At 56.3% G+C, this 3,447-nt stretch carries 5 protein-coding genes; 3 read left to right on the top strand and 2 right to left on the bottom strand.

Annotated elements, in window-relative coordinates; translation table 11 throughout:
- Both purC and purE read right to left on the bottom strand, forming a co-directional pair.
- Window positions 1–587: phosphoribosylaminoimidazolesuccinocarboxamide synthase (gene purC / locus Q0K17_RS10955; protein ID WP_366776954.1), on the bottom strand; the 587-nt coding region annotated here is incomplete at its 3' end.
- Between the two features lie 123 nt (window positions 588–710).
- Complete coding sequence (gene purE / locus Q0K17_RS10950) at window positions 711–1,217, bottom strand: 5-(carboxyamino)imidazole ribonucleotide mutase (protein WP_294542944.1); 507 nt, start codon at window positions 1,215–1,217, stop codon at window positions 711–713.
- 406 nt (window positions 1,218–1,623) lie between these two features.
- Between purE and Q0K17_RS10945 the strand changes: the two genes are divergently transcribed.
- From Q0K17_RS10945 to Q0K17_RS10935, 3 genes are all read left to right on the top strand, one after another.
- Window positions 1,624–2,154: a hypothetical protein gene (locus tag Q0K17_RS10945; RefSeq protein ID WP_294542943.1), complete on the top strand. Its 531-nt coding sequence runs from the start codon at window positions 1,624–1,626 to the stop codon at window positions 2,152–2,154.
- Window positions 2,155–2,305: 151 nt separating this feature from the next.
- Window positions 2,306–2,626, top strand: a complete 321-nt coding sequence (locus Q0K17_RS10940) for a PadR family transcriptional regulator (RefSeq protein ID WP_294542942.1) — start codon at window positions 2,306–2,308, stop codon at window positions 2,624–2,626.
- 28 nt (window positions 2,627–2,654) lie between these two features.
- Entirely contained in the window at window positions 2,655–3,353 is a 699-nt protein-coding gene (locus Q0K17_RS10935) for a hypothetical protein (RefSeq protein WP_294542941.1), read from the top strand.
- The last annotated feature ends 94 nt before the right edge of the window (window positions 3,354–3,447 follow it).

Genomic DNA, 3,447 nt, shown 5'->3' with positions numbered 1-3,447 from the left:
ATCTCGTCGGCCAGGATGATGGTGCCGTCGGGCAGGCGGCCGAACTCCAGCTTGAAGTCGATCAGGCGGATGTTGGCATCCAGCAGGATCTTCTTCAGCACTTCGTTGACCTTGAAGGCGTAACGGGTGATGGTGTCGATCTCTTCCTGGGTGGCCAGATCCAGAGCCAGAGCGTAGTAGTGGTTGATGAACGGGTCATGCAGATCGTCGTTCTTGTAGCTGAATTCCAGGATGGGGGTCTTGAACGGAGTGCCTTCGGGCACGCCCATGCGCAGGCTGAAGTGGCCGGCGGCGACGTTGCGGATGATGACTTCCAGAGGCACGATCTCCACCTTCTTCACAAAGGTGTCGCGGTCGTTGATCTCTTCCACATAATGGGTGGGCACGCCCTCTTTTTCCAGCTTCTGCATCAGGGCGTTGGACAGCTTGTTGTTGACGATGCCCTTGTCGCGGATGGTGCCCTTCTTTTCGCCGTCGCCGGCAGTGGCGTCATCCTTGTAGTGCACCATGACGATCTCGGGATCGCTGGTAGCGAAAACCTGCTTGGCCTTACCTTCGTACATCTGATCCAGAACCTTGATATCCATGATAAACTCTCCTTTTTATTATGTAATAACCACTGTATTTTTGGGCGTGCGGCACGGTACCGCACGCAGATCCCACACTTCTATTGTACCTGTTTTAACAGGAGGGCGCAACACAAATCTGTGTTACAGAGCGGCAGCCTCGGCAGCCACGGCAGCGTCCTTTTTGGCGATGGCGGCGGCGGTGTCGGCGCGGAAAGCGGCCAGCTTGTCGGCCAGTTCCTCATCGGAAACCGCCAGAATGGCCACGGCCAGGTAAGCGGCGTTCTTGGCACCGTTCAGGGCCACGGTGGCCACGGGGAAGCCGGAAGGCATCTGTACGGTGGCCAGCAGGGCATCCAGGCCGTCCATGGCGCCGCCCTTCATGGGAATGCCCACCACGGGCAGGGTGGTATTGGCGGCGAAGGCACCGGCCAGATGGGCGGCCATGCCGGCGGCGCACAGAATCACGCCGAAACCGTTGTCCCGGGCGCTCTTGGCAAAGGCGGCGGCAGCTTCCGGGGTGCGGTGAGCGGACAGGATGTGGGCCTCAAACGGAACCTCAAACTCTTTCAGAACGCTGCATGCGCCCTTCACGACCGGCCAGTCGCTGTCCGAACCCATGATCACGGCTACTTTTTTGCGGTTTTCCATATACTTGACCTCCCTGAAAAATAAAACAGCGCAGCGTATAGATATACACTGCGCTTACTGGTGATGAGATACACGGCGGCCCTGTTTTTGGGTGCAGGAGGGGTGCAGGTGCATAAAATTGTTTCTGTACAATGGATACGGCACGGAACACCCTCCTTTGAAAAATTCGCCCGACAAACAGTGAGGCATCCTGTAAATTTAGTGTAAAGCCGGATGGGAAAAATTGCAAGTGGCCCCATTGTTTTTCAGCCAACTACACATGCGGCTCTTGTTTCCTTGGTGCTTTTTGTCGAAATTGATGGGCGAAAAAAATGGATAGTATGACTTTTTCGCACAAAGATTTTGTCTTGTTCCTCCGCGAAAAAGGTGCTATACTGGCAAAAGAAACACGAAAGGGGCGACGGATATGTCGATTTTGTCCTATCGGAAACAGGTGCTGGTGCTGGGCCGGGGTGGCTTCGGCAAACAGCTGGGGGAGATGCTGGCCGATACCGGCTGGGGAAGCCCGGTGTATCTGGATGACAACGCCCCCGACTGCGCCGGGACCCTGCGGGATTTTGTGGACCCGGAACTGCAGCGCCGCTGCCCCAACGCCTTTGTGGCCATTGGGGATAACAACCTGCGCCGGGACCTGCTGCAGAAGCTGCGTGCCGCAGGCTATCAGCTTCCGGTGTTCATCCATCCGGCGGCGGAAGTCTGTGAATCCGCCCACCTGGGGGTGGGCACGGTGGTGATGCCCTTTGCCTTTGTGGGGGCCAATGCGGTGACCGGGGCGGGCTGCCTGCTCAATGCGGGGAGCATCGTGGACCATGATGCCCGCCTGGGCACCGCGGTGCATGTGGCACCCGGCGGCATTGTGAAAGCCGGGGCCGAAGTGCCCGACCTGGCCAAGGTCGATTCCGGGGAGATTGTCCGCTCTCCCTGGGAAAAAGGCTGACCGGTTGCCTTTTATTATGGAAATACGCCCGACGGGAAACGCCCCGTCGGGCGATATTTTTTCTGGAACCCGATTGACAACACCACTACCTTGCATTACAATATAGTCAGAAGGAACCTTGCAATGCAAGGTAGTGAAAGGAGGGGCAGCGGTGTTTGAGCGTTCCCAGCTGAACAAGGGGACATTGGAAGGCTGTATCCTCAAAATCCTTTCCCGGGAAACTTCCTACGGCTATGCCATTGCGGCGGCTCTGCGGCAGGCGGGCTTTGCGGACGTGAACGAAGGCACCCTGTACCCACTGCTCTTGCGCCTGGAACGCAAGGGGCTGCTGAAAGCGGAGTACCGGGCTTCGCCCAGCGGACCCAGCCGCAAATATTACAGCCTGACCCAGGACGGCATTTGTTATCTGACCGAATTTGAGCAGGCGTGGCAGCTGACCGCCGCGGCGGTGGATGCCATCCTGCAGGATTGAATCCATGACCTTGAAAGGGGTGACCATCATGCTGAAGAAACTGGTGCAAAATGAATATACGGAACTGTACAAGGAAAACAAGCTGCGAGAATCGACCCTGAGCAAGCGGAATCAGGATATCCTGCGGCAGGTATATGACCGTATGTCGGCATACACCTGGAACTGCTATGAGGTTGAGCTGGTGCGGAAAGACCTTATCGGGATGGCGGCCCAAGCGGAGGCCCGGGGAAGTGATCTGGAGCAGGTCGTGGGAGGCAACCCAGACGAATACTGCCGCCAGATCGTGGACGGTATTGATCGGGGAAGCCCACTGGACTATGTTTCTACATGGTATCCTACGGCATACATGATATTGGTCATTTTTAATGTGATTATGTTGATCGTAAACCGCGGAAACGCCAACTTGGATTTGCTTCGGTCGCTGGCCTCTCCGGTTCTGTTTTTGTTTTGGCTATGCCTTTGTGCCTGGATGCATCGCATCGGGCATAAGCTGAGCCTTCGCTTTGGTACATGGGTGGAATTGGGGTGGAATCTGTTTTTAATAGCAGTGTTTATCTGTCTGTGTATTGCTTTCAGTAAGGTAGTGGTGGGTTATCCTGTTCAGGGACCTCTTTGGCTGGTAATCCTGTACCAGCTGGCCTGGGCCATAGGAAGCCAGTGCTGGCAGAACTTCCGTTACAACCGCTACGCCCGCAACCATCCCTGGCGGGAACAGCTCCAGCAGTAAAACCTTGAGCATACGAGGGGGAGAGATACTCTATGGCTTTCAGTGAATATCACGCCCTGTGGCTGCAGAACCGGAAAGACCGGGCTGCCCTGAA

The organism is uncultured Gemmiger sp. (assembly GCA_944388105.1).
Taxonomy (GTDB): Bacteria; Bacillota; Clostridia; order Oscillospirales; family Ruminococcaceae; genus Gemmiger.
Note: the sequence above shows the minus strand (reverse complement) of the source record. Positions and strands in the feature narration are given on the sequence as shown.